This window comes from Terriglobales bacterium (assembly GCA_035487355.1).
Classification (GTDB): Bacteria; Acidobacteriota; Terriglobia; order Terriglobales; family Acidobacteriaceae; genus QIAW01.
In genome coordinates, this window is the sequence record DATHMF010000006.1 from 36,526 (window position 1) to 56,670 (window position 20,145).

12 protein-coding genes are annotated in these 20,145 nt (G+C 52.9%); 7 read left to right on the plus strand and 5 right to left on the minus strand.

The window, feature by feature from the left end:
* Positions 1-968: 968 nt before the first annotated feature.
* Positions 969-4,217, minus strand: a complete 3,249-nt coding sequence (locus tag VK738_00840; protein HTD21177.1) for a TonB-dependent receptor — start codon at positions 4,215-4,217, stop codon at positions 969-971.
* A gap of 637 nt (positions 4,218-4,854) precedes the next feature.
* Here VK738_00840 and VK738_00845 point away from each other — a divergent pair.
* The 3 genes from VK738_00845 to chrA all read left to right on the plus strand — a co-directional run bounded on the left by VK738_00845 (position 4,855) and on the right by chrA (position 9,021).
* Positions 4,855-6,084: a nucleoside transporter C-terminal domain-containing protein gene (locus tag VK738_00845; GenBank protein HTD21178.1), complete on the plus strand. Its 1,230-nt coding sequence runs from the start codon at positions 4,855-4,857 to the stop codon at positions 6,082-6,084.
* A 320-nt stretch (positions 6,085-6,404) separates the two neighbouring features.
* Positions 6,405-7,835: a multicopper oxidase domain-containing protein gene (locus VK738_00850; protein ID HTD21179.1), complete on the plus strand. Its 1,431-nt coding sequence runs from the start codon at positions 6,405-6,407 to the stop codon at positions 7,833-7,835.
* A gap of 7 nt (positions 7,836-7,842) precedes the next feature.
* Positions 7,843-9,021, plus strand: coding sequence for a chromate efflux transporter (chrA, locus tag VK738_00855; protein ID HTD21180.1), 1,179 nt, complete (start codon positions 7,843-7,845; stop codon positions 9,019-9,021).
* Between the two features lie 60 nt (positions 9,022-9,081).
* Here the strand turns inward: chrA and galA are convergent, their stop codons facing one another.
* Positions 9,082-11,415: a beta-galactosidase GalA gene (gene galA / locus VK738_00860; protein ID HTD21181.1), complete on the minus strand. Its 2,334-nt coding sequence runs from the start codon at positions 11,413-11,415 to the stop codon at positions 9,082-9,084.
* A 340-nt stretch (positions 11,416-11,755) separates the two neighbouring features.
* Between galA and VK738_00865 the strand changes: the two genes are divergently transcribed.
* The 3 genes from VK738_00865 (at position 11,756) to VK738_00875 (ending at position 15,237) form a co-directional block, all read left to right on the plus strand.
* Positions 11,756-12,814, plus strand: coding sequence for an aldose epimerase family protein (locus VK738_00865; GenBank protein HTD21182.1), 1,059 nt, complete (start codon positions 11,756-11,758; stop codon positions 12,812-12,814).
* Between the two features lie 514 nt (positions 12,815-13,328).
* Positions 13,329-13,757: a hypothetical protein gene (locus VK738_00870; protein ID HTD21183.1), complete on the plus strand. Its 429-nt coding sequence runs from the start codon at positions 13,329-13,331 to the stop codon at positions 13,755-13,757.
* Positions 13,758-13,851: 94 nt separating this feature from the next.
* Entirely contained in the window at positions 13,852-15,237 is a 1,386-nt protein-coding gene (locus VK738_00875; protein HTD21184.1) for a hypothetical protein, read from the plus strand.
* Between the two features lie 327 nt (positions 15,238-15,564).
* Here the strand turns inward: VK738_00875 and VK738_00880 are convergent, their stop codons facing one another.
* Both VK738_00880 and VK738_00885 read right to left on the minus strand, forming a co-directional pair.
* Complete coding sequence (locus tag VK738_00880; protein ID HTD21185.1) at positions 15,565-16,110, minus strand: cupin domain-containing protein; 546 nt, start codon at positions 16,108-16,110, stop codon at positions 15,565-15,567.
* A gap of 104 nt (positions 16,111-16,214) precedes the next feature.
* Positions 16,215-17,105, minus strand: a complete 891-nt coding sequence (locus VK738_00885) for a LysR family transcriptional regulator (GenBank protein ID HTD21186.1) — start codon at positions 17,103-17,105, stop codon at positions 16,215-16,217.
* 385 nt (positions 17,106-17,490) lie between these two features.
* On the opposite strand from VK738_00885, the gene VK738_00890 reads away from it, so the two are divergent.
* Entirely contained in the window at positions 17,491-19,794 is a 2,304-nt protein-coding gene (locus VK738_00890; protein ID HTD21187.1) for a TIM-barrel domain-containing protein, read from the plus strand.
* Here the strand turns inward: VK738_00890 and VK738_00895 are convergent.
* Complete coding sequence (locus tag VK738_00895) at positions 19,788-19,973, minus strand: hypothetical protein (protein ID HTD21188.1); 186 nt, start codon at positions 19,971-19,973, stop codon at positions 19,788-19,790. The two genes, VK738_00890 and VK738_00895, sit on opposite strands and share 7 nt — an antisense overlap.
* Positions 19,974-20,145 lie beyond the last annotated feature (172 nt).

Genomic DNA, 20,145 nt, shown 5'->3' on the forward strand with positions numbered 1-20,145 from the left:
GGTAAAACTGGTGACGGGTGGGGATACTTGCTGAATAGTGAGGCGTCGTACCCAGTACTCAGAAAGTCCCTGCTCATTCCACAGCCCAGAAAACCGAGCCCACAGCATATGGGCACGTAGTTTGGGCCGACGGTACTTGCTAGCAAGTGGTTGAGAGCAGCAAAAACTAGTCGGGACCCTTGTAAACACTGGACAAAACCGGTGTCGCGTGGAGGTACTTGCTGGGGTCAGGATAAGTATCCAGCAATCAGGTTTTCAAAGAGCTTTCGTCTCGAGCAATTTCAAAACTGCTGCACCCGCCCGGCACCGGGGCTAAAGCCCACTCAGGTTGGCGTTTCAACGTGGGCCTAAAGGCCCACTCTTCTACGGTGCAGATACAGCAATTATGGAATCACCCTAAGGGCCCTGCGGTAAACCGCTCGCCCTCGCGCTACTCTCCGCGCACTTGGCGCTGGCTTCGCGCTCGGCTTTCTCATAAGGGCTCCGCGGTGAACCGCTTTGCCCTCGCGCTGCGCTCGCGCAACTCGGCGCTCACTTCGCGCTCACCCCTAAGAGCTTTCTTCTAAGTAAGTCTCCAGGGTGGGCCTCACTTCGAGAAATGGGCTTGGCCATTCCTCAAGGATAATGATGACCTAAAATGTGCATGGGGGTACGGTTTTGATATCACAGTGATACCACTTTCTTAAAATGAGGCAACCGCAGAAGATAAAAACCTACCGCGGATTCCACGGATTGCGCGGATAAGATCTGATTATCTGAAAATCGTTAACCACAAAGGACACATGACCGAACAACCCGATCCCAAAGCAATCATAAAAGCGTCACCAGTAACGGTAGACTGCACATTCTCCTCAGATTCTTCGCTTGCGCTCAGAATGACATTTTGCAGAAGCGGACGTTTTTTATGCAGTGAGAAAGAAAAACGCGGCAGCCGAAGCTGCCGCGTTTTTTCTTAAGCTTTCAGGCAGTTAGAACTTGACGCGAATGCCGACCTGGATCTGCCTGGGAGTATATATGAAGTTGCTGTTGGTGCTGGTTATGGTTCCAAACAACGGTGCGAAGTTGTTGGCTGGGGTATCCACGTTGAAATTGAGGCAAGGAGCAGCAGCGCTGCAGGTGAATGGGCCCGTTGGGGTCTGGACCGTGCCTGTCGTGGCGATATATCCGGTGCTATTCACGCCGGTTACGTTCTGCTTATTGGCGATGTTGAAAAAGTCGCCACTCAACTCCAGCTCATATTTTTCCTGGACTTTGAAGTGCTTGGCAAAGCGTATATCAGACACCCAGGTCGTGGGCCGGCGGAAGGTGTTGCGACCAACGACGTCAATCCGTGTGTCGCCGCCGGAGCCGTTCAAGCCACTGTTAAGGCCGCCCGGAGCCGAGCCAGCAGAGGTAAGCGAGTAAGGCAATCCATTTTGGATCTGATAAATAGGGTCGAACTCCCAGTCATTGGCCAGAATTCCCAACCAGCCACCCACCTTCCAGGGTGAGGTCATGACAGCGTGGGCCACGAAGCGGTGGCGTACGTCATAGATGGAGTTGCCTTTTTCCAAGCGAATGTTGTTGGGAACCAGTAAGTCATTGGTATCGGAGAATGTGCTCTGGTTCTGGTTAAAGTCTATTGCATGCGACCAGGTGTAGCTCACTGAAAACTGCACGTGATGGCTCATGCGATGGTTGACTTGGGTGACCAAAGCGTTATAGCTGCTATTAATGCCGCTAAAGATGGTGGTCACATTGCCAAAATTAGGGTCTTTACGCTGGGTGAACAGCGGCTCGGTGATGGTGGGAGTCTTGATAGGACCACCGTTCAAGATCTTGTATGTAACGGTTCCGACAGGATTCGTACAGCCTGTCGCCCCAGTTAGATCCTGGCTGGTACAGACATTGAGGTCTGTAAAGCCTGGCAGGCTGCGTCCCATACTGCCGAGGTAGCTGACAGAGAGAACAGTGCCCCATCCCAATTCATGTTCCAGCGTCAAATCCGTCTGATGAATCTGGGGGTTTTGGAGGTTCTTAGCGAAAAAGGCGATGCTCGGCTTTGCACCGGGGCAAGTGGGTTGTGCTCCCAGGATTTGTGGAAAAGGAAGGGTACAAGGCCCAGATACGGCTGAGGTAGGACTTAATGAAAAGAATGGCTGGCCACCCGGCATGCCGGTTGCTGTCAGAGCGTTGTAGATGGTGGAGTTAATGACGCGTCCGTAGTAGATGCCATAACCGCCACGCAGAACAGTCTTTCCGTCGCCAAAGATGTCATAGGCGAAGCCGATACGCGGACCAATATTGTTCTTGTCGCTGGGCATGTGGCCGGTCAGGGGAGCCAGCGGGTTCACCAAATTGCTGAACGGGCTGGGGAACTGCTCGTATTCATAGCGCAAGCCCAAAGAGAGGCTGAGGCGAGGCAGCACCTTCCAGTCATCCTGCGCGAAAAATGCATAGTCGTTGGTATTGAACTCGAAACCCAGGGGCCCAAATGCCTGAGAGAAGCTCGAGTAGCAAGGCCGTGGCACAGCAAGCGATCCACACGTATTCTGCTTATTGAGATCGGAGAAATAGTTCAACAAGCTGCTGTAGCTGAAGCTACCGAACTGGGTACGGAGGTTTTTCGAGTGGTCATGCACATGGCCGAAGTCCATGCCAAATTTGATGTTGTGGTTGCCGTGGGTCCAGTTCACCGTATCGGCGATCTGGTTACGGGTCTCATCAGGGAACGCGGGACGCTGCAGGAACGTGGGTACGCCAAAGGTGAAGCCGTTGGTGATAGAAACTGAGGGTGGCAAACCCAGCGGATTGTTGTAGGGGACGGGCGTGGTTGTGTTGACCAGTGTCGCCACCTCGTAAGGGGAAGGACTCTGGGTAAATTCGAACTCGAAGTCGCGGCCGTACTGATAACGAAGTTCGTTCACAATATTCGATGTGAGGGTGCTGTCAAGTTTGGCGACCCCCCAAGTTTCTTTTACAAAGTCATTCCCGAAGCTGGCTTTTCCGTTTGTATTGGTAGCCTGGGTCTGAACGCCAGCGGGCGATGCCCAGCGCATGCGATTCACAGAAAACGAGGCGTGGTGCTTGGGTGTGATCTGCCAGTCAATCTTGGGGAAGAAAATGTTCTGCTCCCCGGTGCGCGGAACTGGTCCCAACATCGTGGACAATCCGATGAGGTCATTGTTGTAAATGGTTGCTGCCTGCGCTGGGGTTACTCCCAGACGCGTTCCCAGCGTAGTGAGAGTAGCTGCCGATGGTGCTGCAAAAAAGGCATTGGGATTGCTGGTTACTGCAGTACCAGGAAAGTTATGAATCTGATAGTCAAAGGCCAGAAAGAAGAACAGCTTGTCCTTTATGATTGGCCCGCCCACTCCGAAGCCCGCCATCTTGCGCCAATCCTTGGGCTTAATGTTGTGGGAGGTGAAGATACCGGTTACAGGGTCCGGAGTGGAGACTTTTGTGAAAGCATTGGCTGCAGCCCAGCCGTTATCGCGATCATAGAAATACGCTTCACCATGGAAGTCATTTCCACCGCTCTTGGTGACAGTGTTGATCACACCCCCGGCAGAGCGGCCATACTCGGCGGAATAATTTGAGGTGTTCACCTGGAACTCTTCAACCGCCGCTTTTGGCGTGGAATAAGCAATGCGTGTGCGGCCGCGCTCTTCGGAGAAGAACGCCTGATTATTGTCTCCGCCATCAATTGTGTTGTTGTTGAGGAGAGTGCTGATGCCGCGGAAGCTGACGAGGCCAAAACCATTGGAGTCGCTGACCGCGGTGGGAGTCAAAAGTGTAAAGCTGGACCACCTGCCACCGTTGATGGGCAGGTTAGAAATTTCGGTTTGGTTCAGTGTGGGTGCAAGCTCGGGTGTGTTGTAGTTGATTTGCGGCGTCTCGGATGTAACCTCAACGGTCGTCACCGTACCGGCCACAGCCAGATGAACAGGGACTGTAGTAACGCTGCCTACCTGGACCACGACCTGTGTCGCCTTGAAGGCGGCGAAACCCTGCTTATCGATAGTTACGGTATAAATACCCGATTGCAGGTGAATGACACGGAAATAGCCCGAGCTATCACTGGTTCCATTTTTTTCAGCGTTCGTCGCATCATTGTGAACCACCACCTTCGCCCCTGAAACCAGGGCCCCGGCGGTGTCGGTCACAGTGCCGTCAATGGCCCCATCAGTGGTGGACTGGGCGGCAGCGAAGCCAACCATGATGAATGTACATGTCATTGCCAGCAAGATCTGGGCCAGCAAGATCTGGCGCGCAGAAGATAAACAACCGCTAAAAATATTTAGCCTAGCCTGTTTTTGCATAGCTCTCCCCTCCTAAAAGAATTAATTGTTATTTTGTTTTTATAGGAATGCCTGCGAACTGCATTCGTCTCATGATCTTACAAAACCAAGATTAATAGCTCGTTAAAAAATCTATAAGATTAATAAGATTAATCTTCGCCTGGCCCGGTGAGTACAACCCAAGGATAAGAGCCTGGCACAAGAGATTCAAGCCTTAAAAGCGACTTTATCTTTGTGGAAAAGTGGGGTTTCCTGTGGAAAAAGGGTTCTAACCACAGAAGCACAGAGACACAGAGTTTTTATTGGGGTTTTAGTGTGAGCAGGACCTCTCGCGGCGTTTGGGATTTCGCCTAGCAGCCCAGACTTTACAACGCAGCCGGGGACGGCTGTGCCACACCAGTCTCGCGCTCATCCATGTTCTTCTCGCCCCAAACAGTTTCCTCTGGATTCTTCCTTGCCTGAGCGGTTTTTCCACAGCCTATTGACTTGGGCAGATACAATAGACGGGATTTCCCGATCAAAACTTGAAGAAGCTTTGTTTTGAAGGGGCTAGGTTGCACAATGAGGGAGCTCAATGGCGCGATTTTCTGGCTTGTTAGGCATCATTGTTCTATTGACGCTGGCGTATGTTTTTTCCACCAACCGGCGCGCGATCCGTCTCAAGACCGTACTGTGGGGCGTGACTCTACAGTTTCTTTTTGCCGTGCTTGTGATCCGCTGGACGTTCGGCCAGGCAATCATGGGCTGGGCAGGCGCCAAGGTAAATACGCTGCTTTCTTATTCGTTTGAAGGCTCGAAATTTGTCTTCGGCGAACTGGGCGTGAAGCAGTCTTCCATGGGGTTCTTTTTTGCCTTCCAGGTGTTGCCGACCATCATCTTTATATCGGCGTTTTTCGCGGTGCTCTACTACTTTGGCATCATGCAGTTGATCATCCGGGTGATGGCGAGGGCGATGACCTGGTTCATGGGAGTAAGCGGGGCGGAGTCGCTGGATGTGGCCGCTTCAATCTTCATGGGACAGACGGAGGCGCCGCTGACGATTCGTCCGCTGCTGCCGGAGTGCACCAAGTCGGAGTTGATGACCATCATGACCGCCGGAATGGCCCATGTCTCGGGCGGAATCATGGCGGCCTACATCTTGTATGGGATTGAAGCGCGGCACCTGCTGGCGGCGGTGATCATGACCGCTCCGGGGACGATTCTGGTTTCGAAGATGCTGGTGCCGGAGACGGAACAGCCCAAGACCGCAGGAACGGTCCAGATCGCTAAAGACGAGTTGCATAAAGACTCTAACCTGCTGGCGGCGATTGCCCGCGGCACGATTGACGGTGGACAGTTGGCCTTCAATGTCGCCATCATGCTGATCTCTTTTATCGCGCTCATCGCGCTGCTGAACGGGGTCATGGGCGGAATTCACAACCACTTCAGTTATTTTCCGGAGAGCATTCAGAAGGTGCTGGGGTTTATCTTCGCGCCCGTGGCTTGGCTGATCGGGATACCCTGGAAAGACTGCGGAGCAGTGGGAAATCTGCTGGGCACGCGCATGGTGATCAATGAGCTCTACGCCTATACCCTGCTGGGGGCACAAAAAGCCACGCTTGATCCGCGGTCGTTCACCATCGCGACCTTTGCGCTGTGCGGGTTTGCCAACTTCAGCTCAATCGGAATTCAGATCGGCGGCATCGGAGCGCTTGCCCCCAACAAACGGGAGCAACTGGCGAAACTCGGCTTTCGCGCCATGCTGGCGGGAACGATGGCGAATTTGATGTCTGCGGCCATCGTAGGCATTCTGATGAAGAGTTGATTTCTCTTTTAAAGCATTTTCAATGTTGCTGTACCCTCTCTTTTCTTTCCGGCGCTCCTCCCGCTTTGCGGGATGCGCGCATGCCTTCGGCAGAGCGGAGTTGTTTTTCAGTAGCTTAACGGCACAGCTAAAGCTGTGCCCCTCCGAAAGATCGAACTGAAATTGAGTTTTTCCGCAACATCTAAATCCGTGCCCTGACACAAACCTATTTTTGAAACACGCTCGAGATAACAGTTGCGGGTTCATATCTTCTATATGCTCATCTCTTCATATATAGAAGACGGCAGGTCTCGATGAGATATATTGTCCTGTGAGCCTGTATGAAGCCGGGTTGGGATGATTACTCTGTCAGTCGCCGAAACTTTCTCAGCACTGCTACTCTAGCTGCTTGCGGATTAAGCGCAAGCTCTGCCCTGCCCTATTTCGACCTTGGGAAGCCAGGGGCCACACCTGAGAAGGCCGACATCACACTCAAGATCGCGCCGGTTTCCTTTGAAATCGCTCCCAAAAAGATACTGCACACCATCGGCTACAACGGCCAAGTGCCCGGTCCGGTTTTGCGGATGAAAGAAGGTGTACCGGTTGTAGTGGACGTATACAACCATACTGACCACAGCGAGCTTGTGCACTGGCATGGGCAAACGATCTCCGTTGCAGCGGACGGATCAGCGGAAGAGGGCACCGCTGAAGTTTCGGCACAAGGGCATCGCCGATACAGTTTCACGCCCGGGCCTGCGGGCAGCCGCTGGTACCACAGCCACGCATTCGCAGGAAAGAACCTTCATCGCAGCCTGTACAGCGGCCAGTTTGGTTTTGTCTATATCGAGCCGAAGAACGATCCGGGCCGGTATGACCGCGAAGTCTTCCTGGCAATGCATCAGTGGGAGCCTTACTTCACGGCCATGGGGGAGGATATCGGCGGCGCGCCTCCGCCACCCAACAATGGTCTTGAGATCGGATATCGTTCTTTTTCTTTCAATGACAAAGCACTGGGTCACGGTGAGCCGGTGCGCGTACATGAGGGAGAGCGCGTGCTGTTTCACTTGTTGAATGCCAGCGCAACCGAGACGGTGAATGTGGCTCTGGCTTCGCATTCGTTTGAATTGGTTGCACTCGATGGTAATCCTGTACCCTCGCCGCAAACTGTCAAGACGCTGCAAGTGGGGCCGGCAGAGCGTATTGATGCCATCGTGACTATGGATTCTCCGGGCGTATGGATTATGGGTTCAATGGATGACGATGACCGCAAGCATGGTTTCGGCATCGTGGTTGAATACGCTGGACACAAAGGCAAACCGCAGTGGATACCACAGAAACAAACTCCGTGGGATTACACGATCTTTGACCGCAAACTCAACAATATCGGCATTACCGCGCCTCCCGACGGCCAATTCGATTTGGCGATCCGCAAAATCCCCGGCGGACACGGCGGCTTTAACCGCTGGATCATCAACGGCAAGTCTTATCCCAACACAGATCCACTGATGGTCCAAAATGGGAAACGCTATCGCATGGTCTTTCGCAACGAAAGCGACGATGCGCATCCGCTGCACCTGCATCGTCACAGCGTCGAGCTAACCAACATTGCCGGCAAGGCAACCAATGGGATCTTCAAAGACGTTGTCATGGTAGACCCATACAAAACGGTTGAGGTAGATTTCACTGCGAATAATCCTGGGAACTCGCTGCTACACTGCCACCAGCAACTTCACATGGATTTCGGCTTTATGACCCTGGTCAAATACGCATGACTACTGCATGAGCCACACAGGAACGACGACGAATCCCGGCTCCAGTATTGCCACAGCCCAACAGCCATCCTTGGGCGAGCTGGCACTGGTTTTTCTGAAGCTCGGAACAACCGCATTCGGCGGGCCGGCAGCACATATCGCGATGATGGAAGAGGAGTTCGTTCGCCGCCGTGGCTGGCTCACGCAGCAGGAATTTCTCGATCGTTTGGGCGCGGCCAATCTTATCCCTGGTCCCAGCTCGACTGAAATGGCGATACACATCGGTCTCGCCAAGCGAGGATGGCGAGGGTTCCTGGTTGCAGGTTGCTGCTTTATCATTCCCGCTGCGCTGCTTGTAGGCTTCATTGCTGCAGCGTATGTTCGCTTTGGTTCCATGCCGCGGGTCGGCGGCATTCTCTATGCCGTGAAACCGGTCGTGATTGCTGTGGTCGCGCAAGCCTTCTGGAACCTGGCAAAGCCTGCCGTCAAAAACACTTGGCTCGGAATTATTGGCGCGCTTTCCGCTGCGGCTTACATTTTTCATGCTCATGAACTGCTCATACTTTTGCTCGCGGGGATTGCTGCCACCATCCCGCTTTGGCGGAATCTTGGCCGCAGCGCTTCGGTTTTTTCATTTAGTTTTCCGCTTGCATCCCTGGGAATGAATTTGGCGCTGCCCAACAATGCCCTGCCCTTTAGTTTGTTGCGGCTGTTTCTTACCTTTGCCAAGATAGGTTCAGTATTATTCGGCAGTGGCTATGTGCTGCTGGCGTTTCTGCGCTCTGACTTCGTAGACCGGCTCCACTGGTTGACGGAAAAACAGTTGCTGGATTCGGTGGCCGTTGGCCAGGTTACACCCGGTCCAGTCTTCACTACCGCGACCTTCATCGGCTATCTGGTGGGTGGAGTTCCCGGGGCCATCGTAGCTACGCTTGCCATCTTTCTTCCGGCTTTCTTTTTTGTTGCCGCCAGCGGACCGTTGATCTCGCGTATTCGCAAGTCGCCAGTGGCCTCTCGATTTCTTGATGGCGTCATCGTGGGCTCTCTCGCACTGATGGGTGTAGTCGCGTGGCAACTTGGCAGAGCTGCCATCGTGGATGTCACTACTATTATTATTGCTTTGGTGAGCGCCGCTCTACTGTTTCGTTTTCGGATCAACTCCGCCTGGCTGGTACTTGCGGCGGGATTGATTGGATGGAGCTTGTGAAGACCCTATCCTTAATTAATTTAAGGATAGGGTGCGTTTTTGTGTCTCGAGGAATTCTCATCACGGAACCGAGGGACGCGGCGTAGCCGTTTTGGATTCAATTGTCGCTTCTGCCGGCTCTAACGACGGCGCAGTGGCCCGCAAAGTGATAGCTCCGGCTTGCCTGGTGGATTGCACGATGATCTGAGCGAGGCCATTGAAGGCCTTGCGTTGGGAGGCCTTGTCGGGTTCGTGGCTGCTGGGGTTTCCATTCCCTACTCCCAGGATGCGGGCATTGGGGCTAACTTCAAAGCTGACCTCGTTATCAGCTACTGGAACCAAGCGGCCTTTTGCGTCAACGATTGAAACCGTCACCATGGAGACATCTTCACCATCGGCATCAATCGTGCTACGGTCAGGCGTGAGCTTGATGGCAGCGGGCTCGCCGGTGGTTTCTACTTTTTCGGTGATCGTCTGCTTGCCGTTCTTGAAACATTTAGCTAATAAGGTGCCGGGGGAATACTTTACTTTCCATACCAGGTGAGAGTTCGGGGTCATGGTCTGCTTCCCGAGGCTTTTGCCGTTGAGAAACAACTCTATCTGCTCGCAGTTGCTTTGGCACCAGACTTCGATTTCCTGGCCTTCTTTTCCGCTCCAGTTCCAGTGCGGCAAGATGTGCAGAGTCGGCTTCTCGGTCCACCAGGCCTGATAGTAATAAAAATCGTCTTTGGGGAATCCGCATGTGTCGAGAATCCCAAAATGGGAGCTGATACATGGCCACGCGTACGGAGTGGGCTCGCCGCGATAATCGAAGCCTGTCCAGACGAATGCTCCCTCGATAAAGGGCCGCGCTGAATAGAAGGTCCACCAGTCCTCGGCGGTTGCACCCCAGCGCGGGGCATTCAAGTCATAAGCACTCATGTAGCCTGCGGTTTTGTCATTGGCATAGATGCCGCGCGTGCTGAGTGTGCTGGCTTCTTCGGTGCCGATGATAGGCTGGTCGGGAAAAGTCTTGTGGAAGGCATCGTAGTCGCCGGCATGTTTGTAGTTGCATCCCTGAACGTCAACTACTGACGAGAACCCTTTGCCCCAAGCGCCGTTCATGGCCACGGTCACGGGGCGAGTGGGGTCGAGGTCTTTTACTACATTCTTCATAGTGCGGGCGATGCGGGCGCCCACATCTGTACCCTGAATTCCTCCCTCCTCATTGCCGAGCGACCACATGAAAACACTGGGATGATTGCGGTCGCGCAAGATTAACCGCCGCAATTCATCCAGAATTTCGGGGCTGCTGCCCATCAAGCGATGCTCATCCAATACGAGCATCCCCAAGCGGTCGCAGGCCTCGAGCAATTCTGGTGTGGGATCGTTATGCGAGCTGCGATAGGCGTTGCCCCCCATTTCTTTCAGCTTTTCAATGCGGAAATACTGCACTCGATTAGGTAACGCTGAACCCAGCCCGGCGTGGTCCTGATGATTGCTGGTGCCCTTGATTTCTACGTGCTTGCCATTCAGGAAGAATCCTTTGTCGGGATCGAAGCTGATGGTGCGAATGCCGAATGAGGTTTCATACTTATCTACTTCGTCATTGTTTTGCTTGACAGTCGTCAGCAGACGATAAAGGTGGGGCTCCTCGAGTGACCACAGCTTAGGATCGTGAACTACGATCTGTTGCGCCGACTCGCGTTCTTCTCCAGCGCGGAGAGTAATTTCAGACGGTTCGCCGCTCGCTACCACTTTGCCGTTTTCATCCTGGATGGTTGAGAGCACGGTGCAAACTGTGTCTTTCCCGCTTTCGTTGACTACGCGGGTCCGCGCCGTCACGGCGGCCTGGCCCTCTTTCACTTCCGAGGTGACGAATGTGCCCCAATGGGCAACGTGCACCGGACTGGTTTTCACCAGCCACACGTGACGATAGATTCCGGCGCCTTCATAAAACCATCCTTCGAACTGGGTGGCATCAACCCGCACGGAAACGACGTTGCTGCCTCCATAGTTGAGGTAATCTGTAACGTCGTACCAGAAGCTGGTGTATCCGCTGGTGTTGGTGCCCAAGAGATGGCCGTTGATCCATACGCGGCAATCGCGAAACACACCATCAAACTCAAGCCACAGCCGGCGGCCTTCGTCCGTTTTGGGAACGTCAAACGCCCGGCGATACCAGCCAATGCTGTTTTCCGGAAACGCGCGGCCCACCGGTTTGAAGCCGTGATTTTTATCGGAATTCTGATCGAAGGGCAGCTCCACCACCCAATCATGTGGCAAATCAACGGTGCGCCAGGCGCTGTCGTCAAATTTAGGCGCCGCTGCACCGCGAGCGCGGCCTGCTTTGGTGAGGTCGGACCCAGCCCCAAAATCGAAATCCAATTTGGGATCGCTGGCGTGACCCAGATGAAATCGCCATCCGGAATCCATCAAGAGCCGCTCTCTTACGGACGTGCTCTGACACTGGGCGAAGATCGCCGAGAGCAGACACACGGCTATGGTCAGCCATTGGATTATGTTTTTCGTCTTTAATTTGGATTCTAATTTGGATTTGCGATTTGATTCACGATTTGAAACGCAAGAAAAGATATCATGCGGGGTGGTTGGCATCCGTACATAATAAAGGCATACCCTCTCGTCGACTAGTAGAGATAGGAGTCGCACGTCATTTTTCGCAGTGCGAAAATCATCTCGGAATTGATCACGGCGCTGCTTATCTTTACTATATTAGGTCTTTGCGCAGACACGATTTTCACAAGGAATATCCCAGGTGATCGAGAAGCAAGCTTTTGGAACCACCCTTGACGGACTGCCGGTTGATCTCTACACAATAACGAATTCACAGGGCGTGGAGGTGCGTGCGAGCAATTATGGCGGCGTCATCACTTCCCTGCTGGTGCCCGACAAAAATGGAAAGCCCGATAACGTTGTTCTCGGCTTCGATAGCCTGGAAGAATATTTCATCAACGGTCCCTGGTTCGGCGCAATCATTGGACGTTATGCCAACCGTATTGCCAATGGCAAATTCACTCTCGACGGGATTGAGTACTCCCTGGCCATCAACAACGGACCGAATGCCTCGCATGGCGGCATCAAGGGGTTCAGCAAAGCTCTTTGGCAGGCTGAGCCATTTCAAGACCTACATGAAGCGGGCGTTATCTTCTTATATTTAAGCAAAGACGGAGAAGAAGGATATCCCGGCAACTTGAGCGCAAAGGTCACTTACACGCTCACAGACCGGAATGAACTTATCTTCGACTATGAGGCCACGACGGACAAAGCTACTCCCCTGAATTTTACGCAGCACACCTATTTCAACCTCGCCGGAGACGGAAAACGAGACGTGCTGGAACACGAACTCACGCTTAACGCCGACCGCTTCACCCCGATTAATAAGACCATGGTTCCTACAGGTGAACTTTGTTCTGTTCAAGGAACACCTATGGATTTCAGCAAGCCCACGACGATTGGCGCGCGGATCCACGAGAATTACGAGCAACTGGTGTTGGCACGCGGTTACGACCACAACTTCGTGATCAATGGAAAAAGCGACGATTTTAAATTTGCGGCGCGGGTTTATGAACCAACCAGTGGACGAGCGCTCGAAGCCTACACCACTGAACCCGGAGTTCACCTCTATTCTGCTAATTTTCTAGACGGGACCATCAAGAGAAAACAGGGCTACGTTTATCAGCAACGCTACGGCTTTTGCCTTGAGACGCAGCATTTTCCGGATTCACCCAATCACCCGAATTTTCCCACAACAATTCTGAGACCGGGCCAAGCCTACAATTCGCGCACGGTGTACAAATTCTCAACGCAGAAATAGTCAAAAACCACAAATGCGGGCCACGTTGAGTTTTCCTAAAAACATCCTCCACTGATTACGTTGACGAACGTGCACTAGTTGGGGATTATCAAATCCTTCTCCAGGGATTTAAGGGGGTCGGCTTTTAGATGCCTACCCCCTTTTTACTCAATTAACCATTGAGGGTACCGTCTCCTACGGTGACTTAACATCCCTGCTTATATTAAAGAAACAAAAGAGTTTCGCCATTTCTTAACATCTTGTAACCGTTCGGCTACTTCCGAAATCCTGGGCTTTGACTCATCCTGTGGTTGATGTGCAGGAAGGCTTTGAGACTTTGAGGCCATTGGTGTGCGGACCAATAGCCCAAAAAGGATGCGGTCTTATTGTCGCCAGACGGTAAGACCGCATTCGTTTAAACCAGTGATGCAGTCCAGCAAACCAGGGGAGGATGTGATGAGGAAAGGATTTATTTTCATACATCCTGCACGCCCTGATTTGCGTATTTCGACAGACGCGAGATAGCATAGTTGAGATGGTCCGCAAGACGATTTCGCTGATTGTGATCCTGTCGCTTTCACAGGCGTTTGCTTTTGCGGCAATTTGCGACATGCGCTGCCAAATCATGCAGACAGACATGAGCCATGCCAAAACCGCTGCATCCCATGAGCACCATCATCCGGCGGGCCACATGCATGCCAACCATGCGATGCATGAGCACGCAGATGTGCACTGCGCAAACACCACATCATCCTGTCACCTGGACGTAGGCACCGGCTGCGCAACTACCTGCATTTCTGTGTCAAAGGCGGGCAAAAGCTTCGTTTCAACTCCGAACCCCGTGCTTGCTGCTTCCCTGGAAAAGACCGACGAAGCTGCGACCGACTCCGCACAATTTTCGGAATCTATACCTTTGCCTCTACTGACGAGGCCTGCCTCAAGCTTTACCGTCCTAAGAATTTGACCCCGAAAAACTCTGCTGAATCGCTCGCACTCTACGTGTGCGTGTAAACGATCTGATGTTTTCGCTTTCGGCGATCGAGTTTTTCAAGGGACTCATGCATTTTATTTCGAGAAAGTTTTCGCTCGGCCTGCTTTTATTGGCCTTTTACGCAACGCTGCGTGCGCAGGAGACGCATGGCGACATGCAAACCCAGACCCCATCGCAACAGCATCCTGCAATGCCCGATATGGACATGGAACACATGAAGCATGGCAAAACCATGGAAATGAATATGGGTGAAACACCCACCACGTTCATCGAAGAAATTGAAAGTCATTCGTCTTCCGGGAGCGATGCCCAGCCCAATTCAACGCCAACATCGATGCTTATGAGTATGAAAGGCAATTGGATGCTCATGTTGCACGGCGTGGCTTTTCTCAGTGAGCAACAGCAAAGCGGCGAGCGCGGGGGCGACAAATTCTTCTCCACCAACTGGGTCATGCCCATGGCCCAGCGAAAATTCGGGAAGAGTACGCTCACTCTGCGGGCCATGTTGAGCTTTGAGCCGGCAACGGTCACAAAGCGGTACTATCCGGAATTGTTTCAGCAAGGGGAAACCGCCTTCAGCAAACCCATTGTAGATGGACAGCATCCCCACAATTTCCTCATGGAAGTTGCTGCGCTGTATGACCTACGATTGGGAGAGAAGAGCCTGCTTTCTTTTTATGCTGCTCCTGTGGGTGATCCAGCGATGGGGCCGACAGCCTATCCGCATCGCGCGTCCGCGTCTGAAAATCCACTAGCTGCGCTTGGGCATCACCTCCAGGATTCCACACACATCGCCGATGATGTTCTTACTTTGGGTATTACCCATAGCGCCGTGCGCCTGGAAGTCTCCGGCTTCCACGGCAGAGAGCCTGATGAAAACCGCTGGAAACTGGACTCAGGCAAAATTAATTCCTGGTCCACCCGGCTGACAGTCAATCCCGGGCAGAATTGGAGCGGCCAATATTCGTTTGCCCATCTGGCCAGTCCTGAGGCCCTGCATCCTAAAGAAGATGTTGACCGCATGACCGCGTCGGTAACCTACAACCACCCCATTAAAAATGGGAACTGGGCAACGCTGCTGTTGTGGGGACGCAATCGAAGCCGTCCGACAGGCCTGGTTTGGAACGGCTATCTCGCCGAATCCACTTTGCAATTCAGTACGAGGAATTACGTGTGGGCGCGTTTTGAGAATGTGGACCGCACCAGTGAATTGCTGTTGAAGAACAGCTTTGAACCAGCGAGTTTCGAGGAAAGCATTATCGGACGCGTACAGGCATCAACCCTTGGTTACGACCGGGATATTGATCTGGTTCCGCATCTTGCAACTGCAATTGGAGGCCGAGTCACCTTCTATGGCGTGCCAGATACGTTGAAGCCGATTTACGGCTCGCATCCGGTAGGGGTTGTTCTTTTTGTTCGAATACGCCCGTTTGGAAAAAAGGGTAATCCCTGAGAATCAAGGCCGCAGTTTGATCGTCTTCGAAAAATCTCGATCGGCCATTTTGCTGGAGGGCATGGCCGATCGAGAAGCCAACATTGGGCTAAAAGGGTTCACATTCTTGTTCTCGGGAGAACAAGAACGGCATCCTGAAACTGCCTTACTGTCCACGGAATTGCACGAGGAGATTGCGGACAGCATCCCAATTTCCTGAGGGACAATAGGCTTTCCCCACTAGCTAGTCAAGCACGAAATTCTAAAACGTTACTTTAGGATAACTAAACGGCCGCAATCCTCCGGCACTCCAGGCACGGCATCTTCGATCAAGCTACGCGATTGCTTCTACTGCTGGGGTGCAGCAGCAGGATAAGGATGGTCCTCTGCTTGCCGTATCTTCACGACAAAATAGAAGAATGTCGGGGGCACCTGAACGCTTTTGAACCAGTGCGGCGTACCGGGAGGTATTACGATCACGTCTCCCTTGGTGAGCAGGTGCGCTTCGCCGCCGTCAATAGCAGACCCACGGACCTCTTCCGGCGCCGTTACTTTCGGGTCAATAATTTTGCCGCCAGTGATAAAGGTTGCAGTCCCGTCGACAATATAAAAAACGTCGGTGTCCCTGGTATGAAGTTCCGCTTTACCGGGCGTATCGTGCTTGCCACCGATGACCTTGTAGTTGCGGCCGTCTCCGGGAACAAGTGTGCCCCCCTTGTCGAATGCTGCTTTGACATCGGCGCTGGGGAAATATCTCACTTCCTCGGTCGCAGATGGGGCCGGAGTCGCAGCCGGGGCAGGCGCCTTGGGGTCTGTGGTTTGCGAACAGCCTATGGCTCCCAGGCCGAAGATAGCAAGGGAAACCACGACAATTTCAAAAAGAAACTTTCTCATATCAGGTATTCCTCCGGGTAAAAGCTATCGCGCCGCAGCTCGTTCTGGCAAGGCGGCAAATATGGGAAAAATTCAACTGCATACGCGTTGGTCCTTCATGTGGCTCATTTCTCAGTCAGTGTAGTCTGAAGGAAACTCGCAATGGATTGCGTCAGCTTACGTGGATAATCGGTCTTCGCCATGGCAAGCGCCTGTTTTCTCATCAGGCGGTATCCCCCGACGCGCTGGATATGGAAAAACCTGCTTTGACCACGCAGCGCGTGTTCCGGAAGTATGGAACACCCGAAACCGGATTCGACCAAGCGCTTGATGGCTTCGGTATCGTCAGCCTCCATCACGACGTGCGGCGTCAAACCGATTTCATCGAAAAAGCGGTCAATGACCGATCTCATATTACTCCGCTTGGGATAAAGCAGAAACGGAACGGTGGCCAGCTCAGAGGGACGGATGGTCGTGATGTGCCCCCCGCGAACACGCGTGGTAGATGGACGTATGAAAAGCAATTCTTCTTCAAAAAGCGGGGTTATCCTGATGTTCTCTTCCGGAAATGGGAGAGAGATAAGTCCGAGATCAAAGCGACGGTCGAGCAAACCATGAACAATTTCTTCAGTCACTCCGACAGAAACCCGAATTTCGGTCTTTGGATACTGTTTCCGCAACAACCGAAGTGGCCGGCCAAGACGATAAATTAAGGTCGTAACCCCGGTGGCAAAGTTGAAGGGGCGCGTATCGGTTGAGGGATCGTTCTCGAAATCGTGCTGCAACTGGACCATTTGCTTGATCACGGCCCGGGCATGTTCGGTCAGGCGGAATGCAGCCGGCGTGGGCAGCAGCCGCTTGCCTGACCGCACAAACAGTTCCGTGCGAAGTTCAGAAGCCAGGTTATGGAGTTGAAGACTGATAGCACCGGGTGACAGGTGGACCTTTTCAGCCGCCCGGGTCACACTTGAAGAATCCATCACTGCGAGGAAAAGCTCGAGTTGGCGAATATCCATTTCCTTCTCCCAATCATCATCTCATATGCCGGCAAAATCTCCACCGGCTGGCTGCAAGAACCGGCGCCGACACAGCAGTGACCCAAAGCCCGTTAAAAAGCCTGCCCCGCGAAACTATACCTTGAGACGGTTTGTTGCGATGTCTAGCTTACCAATCGTTAAGCCTAACTAAACAAAACTTTTAGATTTTCGGGCTTGACTCTTTTGACACTAAGCACCTATGGTGCCTCAACCGAAACCTCTAGACCGGTTTTACAGATGTAAAACCGGTCTAGTTTTTGCCTGTGTACTCGATCTCGTAATATTCTGATTCATGCTAAAAACAGCACCAGCACCCCCTTGCTGGATTAACTAATATCTAATGGCATCGAAAGGATTCTGAGGGATGAATAATAGGTCCGGATATTTATACGTAGCCATACTGATTGCATCTTCTTTTTTTGTATTGTCGGGTCCCAAGAGCTGGGCTGCGGCAGAAACGCTGGACTCCTCTGCGTTGCGAATTGAATTGAATACCAGTCCTTATTCTTTTCGTATTCTCGAAAAATCTACCGGGGAGGTACTGCTTTCACACAGCAGCACGGCCTTCACCGCAGACCATCACGTTGTGACCCAGGCAACCGACGTCACAAAACAGCCGAAAAGTCTGCAGGCTGCGCTGGTGTTGGCAGGAACCGACAAAAAAGCGCATCTGACGTTCACCTTTTCCAAGCCTGAAGTGGTTCAAGTCAAGCTGGCATACGACGACAATACTTCCGGTGAGACTTACGAAGAGTTCAACGACCAGAACGAACACTATTACGGTATTTGGGAATACCCTTTTGCCGGCAGCATTGATAACCGCGGTACCGACCAGGACTTTCTCGGCTTCCGCCATGGGCCTGACGTCAACTACGACAGCGCGCGAGCGCCTTTTTACATGACATCAAAGAAATATGCGCTGTACGTTGAGTCTACCGCCCAGGGACATTACACAATTGCCAAAGATGGCAAGACCGGGTTTTCTTTCCTGGAGCCGCAACTGACCTACGATGTCATCTATGGGCCTTCCTACTCGGACATGCTCAATCGCTACGTGGAGCTGGCGGGTGGTGCATTCATGCCTCCGACCTGGGCCTTTGGAACCATCTGGTGGAGAGATGACAACCACGAAGACTTGGGTAACTCCAAGAACGCACAAGAGCTGGTCATGGATGATGCCGATCATTTGCGCAGTCTGCACATCCCCGCCAGCGCGATCTGGCTCGACCGTCCCTTCGGAACCGGCCAGATGGGCTGGGGCAATATGGATTTCGACCCGTCGTTCCCCGATCCTCCCAAGATGATCAGCGACCTGAAAGACCGCGGCATGTTTCTGCTGATATGGATCGCAAACCGGAGTTGGAACCAGCTTTATAAAGAGGGAACGGAAAAAGGCTATCTCTTCCCGGGAATCGAAGAAAAGGTAGGACCGGCCGGCGATGAGCGCCGTCCAGAGGTCAACCAATGGTTGAAGGACAAGCTGAATGCGTATGTTCGTCTGGGCATTAAGGGTTACAAGATTGATCGGGGTGAAGAAGAGGAGCTGCCGCACTCGTTTGAAAACCTGAACGCTATTCTTTATCCAAAGTTGGCGGCTGAAGGACTGGCAGACGCATACGGAAAGGACTACTTCATATTCACACGAAACGTCAATGATACCGCCCGAAAGTACACTGCGGTTTGGAACGGCGATACGCGCGCCACTTTTCCGGGGTTGGCGGTTTCGGTCAAGACGGGACAGCGTAGCGGCGCCATCAATTTCCCAATGTGGGGTTCCGATACCGGCGGTTATATTAACCGTCCTGCTCCCACCAAAGAGCTGTTTGCTCGCTGGTTGGAATTCAGCGCCTACAGCTCAATGATGGAGGTGATGATCGGCCCGAAGCGAACCATCTGGTATGACTACGATCCGGAGCTGGTAGACATCACCAGGAAATACACTACCGCGCATCACGATCTCATCCCATACACGCGGTCTTATATGTATCAGGCCACGCAGACAGGCATGCCCATCATGCGGTCGCTCATCTTTGCTTATCCCTCCGATACGAAACTGTACGACACCTGGGATGAGTACCTGTATGGAGCGGATCTGCTGGTAGCTCCAGTCACAACGGAAGGGGCCACCAGCCGCAATGTCTACCTTCCTGACGGAATCTGGATGGACTACAACGATAAGACCACGCTCTACAAAGGAGCCTCAGCGATCACAGCGAAAGCCCCTCTGGGGACGATTCCCGTTTTCGTGCGTGAAGGCGCAATCATTCCCCGAGGCGATATCTTGAAAGCGAACAACAGTTGGGATGCAAACTGGAGTCCGAAGCTGCGTATCGAGGTCTTCCCCTCAAATACATCTGCCAGCCAGTTCGATTACTTTACGGGAGACGCCGCGAAGACAATCTCTGTCGCTCCTAAAAACAAAGGCATCGAAATCAGCTTTGCCGATTTAGGAGTCAATGGCGACCTGGAGGTGTATTGCAACAGCGTCAAAGGCGTGGTGCGCAACGGCGTCACGCTGCATGAAGGCACAGACTACAAATATGACGCGCACGCACAGAAGCTAACCATCCCCTTCAAGGGCGCCACTACACTGGCAATCCAGGGGGCCCAGGGGTTATTCATTGCGAGCAACTGCCAGTCAACGGGGGATACCTGTTCTCTTTATTGATCACCCTCGGCCGGTTTTTTCTGCTCGGCCGCGTGTGCTTCAATTTGCTCTCGTAACGAACCTGCCCGGCCTGCGGTTTCATCCGCGGGCCGGCCTTGTTTGAGCTGTTCAATCTGCTGGCGCAGGCGCTGTGCCCTTTTGGCCTGTTCTTTCCTGGAACGCAAGAACTTATCTGCCATACCAGACCCCCAATATGGAAGGAAAAAGATAACTTCCAGACTGTTACTATTTTAGCTTCTTAATGTGGTCTCGCAGTCTTTTTGCGCGTCCCGCGCTACTCTCGGCAAACGGAGAGATTGCCGCGGCACTCGGTGTTGCAGGCTTGACAGAAATAACAGTTTTGCTCCAGCT

Bases quoted from the DNA above. Each gene is read 5' to 3' on its own strand.
- VK738_00885 (HTD21186.1), bottom strand. From the start codon at position 17,105: ATGGATATTCGCCAACTCGAGCTTTTCCTCGCAGTGATGGATTCTTCA.
- VK738_00840 (HTD21177.1), bottom strand. From the start codon at position 4,217: ATGACATGTACATTCATCATGGTTGGCTTCGCTGCCGCCCAGTCCACC.
- VK738_00895 (HTD21188.1), bottom strand. From the start codon at position 19,973: ATGGCAGATAAGTTCTTGCGTTCCAGGAAAGAACAGGCCAAAAGGGCA.
- VK738_00870 (HTD21183.1), top strand. From the start codon at position 13,329: ATGGTCCGCAAGACGATTTCGCTGATTGTGATCCTGTCGCTTTCACAG.
- galA (HTD21181.1), bottom strand. From the start codon at position 11,415: ATGGATTCCGGATGGCGATTTCATCTGGGTCACGCCAGCGATCCCAAA.
- VK738_00845 (HTD21178.1), top strand. From the start codon at position 4,855: ATGGCGCGATTTTCTGGCTTGTTAGGCATCATTGTTCTATTGACGCTG.
- VK738_00850 (HTD21179.1), top strand. From the start codon at position 6,405: ATGAAGCCGGGTTGGGATGATTACTCTGTCAGTCGCCGAAACTTTCTC.
- chrA (HTD21180.1), top strand. From the start codon at position 7,843: ATGAGCCACACAGGAACGACGACGAATCCCGGCTCCAGTATTGCCACA.
- VK738_00890 (HTD21187.1), top strand. From the start codon at position 17,491: ATGAATAATAGGTCCGGATATTTATACGTAGCCATACTGATTGCATCT.
- VK738_00880 (HTD21185.1), bottom strand. From the start codon at position 16,110: ATGAGAAAGTTTCTTTTTGAAATTGTCGTGGTTTCCCTTGCTATCTTC.
- VK738_00875 (HTD21184.1), top strand. From the start codon at position 13,852: ATGCATTTTATTTCGAGAAAGTTTTCGCTCGGCCTGCTTTTATTGGCC.